4 protein-coding genes are annotated in these 2571 nt (G+C 35.4%); all 4 read left to right on the plus strand.

What is annotated here, in order from left to right:
* The coding region (locus ACFSTE_RS13185) for a hypothetical protein (protein WP_378298180.1) at positions 1–414 on the plus strand (414 nt) is incomplete at its 5' end.
* A gap of 272 nt (positions 415–686) precedes the next feature.
* On the plus strand, positions 687–866 hold the full coding sequence (locus ACFSTE_RS13190; protein WP_378256037.1) for a hypothetical protein: 180 nt from the start codon (positions 687–689) through the stop codon (positions 864–866).
* Position 867: 1 nt separating this feature from the next.
* Positions 868–1788, plus strand: a complete 921-nt coding sequence (locus ACFSTE_RS13195) for a DUF1376 domain-containing protein (RefSeq protein ID WP_378256035.1) — start codon at positions 868–870, stop codon at positions 1786–1788.
* Complete coding sequence (locus ACFSTE_RS13200) at positions 1766–2473, plus strand: hypothetical protein (RefSeq protein ID WP_378256033.1); 708 nt, start codon at positions 1766–1768, stop codon at positions 2471–2473. The genes ACFSTE_RS13195 and ACFSTE_RS13200 overlap by 23 nt, the downstream gene beginning before the upstream one ends.
* The last annotated feature ends 98 nt before the right edge of the window (positions 2474–2571 follow it).

A 2571-nucleotide genomic window follows, 5' to 3' on the forward strand; every position in this document is an offset into this window, starting at 1 on the left:
TCGGGTAGATTCGCACACGCTAACACATCGGGATACGAAGCACACGCTAACACATCGGGATACAAAGCACATGCTAACACATCGGGTAGATTCGCACACGCTAACACATCGGGATACGAAGCACACGCTAACACATCGGGATACAAAGCACATGCTAACACATCGGGTAGATTCGCACACGCTAATACATCGGGAGACGAAACAATAGCTTGTTCTTTGGGAGTAAACTCAAAATCAAAAGCCTCAAAGGGCTGGATAGTTATAGTTGATTGGAGGATAGACGAATCTCACAATAGGTATATCAAAGATATATTTAAAGCAAAAGTCGGCGAGAACAAAATTAAAGGTGTATTAATCCAACCCGATGTCTGGTATTGGATGGAAGACGGAGATTTAAGAAGTGAAAAAGCATGAGGTTGTAATAAAATATTAAAATCAATGAACATAGAGGGGATAGTTTTAAAGATTGACAAAATAGAGCAAAAAAGAATAGATCTAATATTAATACAAGAAAACAAGTCTAAGCCTTGCCGTGTTCAGGTAAGAAAGGAAATGTTCTCTCAGCTAGATAACATTATGCCTGAAGACAAGGTAAGTGTATCGTTCAACCTAGAGTTGAATGAGATTTACCGCGGGGGGATAATACATCGATTTGACAACGCTATCGCTCAAAAAATAGAAAAGATATGACCTATACTTCATCTCTTGTAGAGCCAAATACATATTTCATATTCCGGGAAAGCGGAACAGAGGTTAAAGTGCAAATCACTGGCACCTTAATAAGATCAAATCCTCGTCTACTAGAAGAGGAAGAAGATTATGTGTCGAAATATATAGCTAATAAAACAACCCCTACAAACGCTTAAAATGGCAAAAGATCCAGCATTCTTGTTTTACTCAAAAGACTTCTACGAAGGCACACGTATGATGCTGCCAGAAGAAAGAGCTTGTTACATTGATCTAATAATATACCAGCACCAAAATGGAATAATTCCCAACGACACCAAAAGATTAGTTATGTATTGTTCGGGGTGTTCTGAGCAAACTATAATCTCTGTGCTCAACCAAAAGTTCAAGCAAATGGTTAACGGGTGGTTAAACGAACGGTTAGACGAAGAGATAAGCAAACGTTCAACCAGCAAGCCAAAAAAAGCAGCATCAGCATGTTTTGCGGGTTTAATTTCTCGGTCAAATTTGAATAAAAAAGACAAAGAAAAGATTAAAAAAATGTTCGTCATGGATGACTTTATAAAAGAAAATGATGAAGTTATTAAAGACGAAACATTAATAAAATCAAGGGTTAGAGAGTGGTTTAAAGAACTAGTTAACCAAATGGTTAACAATAAAGCAAATGTAAATGTAAATGCAATTGAAAATGAAAATGAAAATGAAAATAAAGATGAAAATAAAGATGAAAATGAAAAACTAAACTTTCAAGAAATTAAAAAAATATTCAACGACCTAGCAAGCAATTGTGAGATACCTACCATTCGAGAAATTACAGAATCACGTAGAAGAGCTTTCAGGCTTTTGCATAAAGACTATTCTCTGGATGAGATCGGTGAAGTGTTCCAAAAAGCACATGATAGCAGTTTTTTGAATGGGAAAAATGATCGAGGATTTGTGTGTACGTTCGATTGGATAATGCAAAAGAAAAACTTTTTAAAAATCTTAGAAAACAATTTCAAAAACAAAACAAATGGGTTTACAGAAGCAAAACAAACAGGCGTATCTGACTCGTTCAGAAGAAAGACGGCTGAAAGACTTGGAGTTGTACAGCCCCAGTAAATGTTTCGAGCATTCACATAAGATAAAAACAGTTAAAGACGCTATTTCTTTACCGTCCAAAACATTACAAGGGCTAAAAAAAATACATGGAAGAGAATGGATTATTGGCTATATCAGTATGTGGCTTATAAATCTCAACGATACTACCAATGTCAAAAACAAAATGTCTGATGTTCAAATAGAATTTACATCGATAAGAATATTCGAAACATACAGCTTGAAGATAACAGACATGACACTGTTCTTCAGAAATGTGAAAGAAGGTGTTTATGGAGATTTCTACGAGAATATAAGCCAAGAAAAAATAATGAACTGGTTGGCAAAATATTTCGACCAGAGATGTGAGTACGCCCAAATGATGTCACAAGGAAATAGCGAAGCGATATCACTCACTAAAAACAAAATAAATCCCGAGGTTATTGAAAAAATGTTTAAAGGAGTAGGGGATGAAGAAGTTAACCATAACAGCGAAAAGAACGGCATAGGGCGGCGTTTTAGAACGGTATTAAAGAAAGCAAAAGTAATTACAAATAGAACGGATTATCTGAATTCTATGTACTTAGAAACAAAGCGAGTACCGGATGAAGAACTACAAGATTACCTGATTAACACTGACGTTAAAAGCAAAGATTATGATCATGAAATATATGAAATAGTTGAAAGAGAACTTGAAAGGCGTCAATAAAAAAGAAAACATGGATTTAAACAAAACAGCAACAGTACATCAAAACAGACAAGATCTTCATTTAATGACCTGGGAAGTTAATCCCAGAATGAGGAACA

It is taken from the genome of Aquimarina hainanensis (genome assembly GCF_042684685.1).
GTDB classification, from domain to species: Bacteria; Bacteroidota; Bacteroidia; order Flavobacteriales; family Flavobacteriaceae; genus Aquimarina; species Aquimarina hainanensis.

Excerpts from the sequence above, each read along its gene's own strand:
- ACFSTE_RS13195 (WP_378256035.1), top strand. The coding sequence starts at position 868 with ATGGCAAAAGATCCAGCATTCTTGTTTTACTCAAAAGACTTCTACGAA.
- ACFSTE_RS13190 (WP_378256037.1), top strand. The coding sequence starts at position 687 with ATGACCTATACTTCATCTCTTGTAGAGCCAAATACATATTTCATATTC.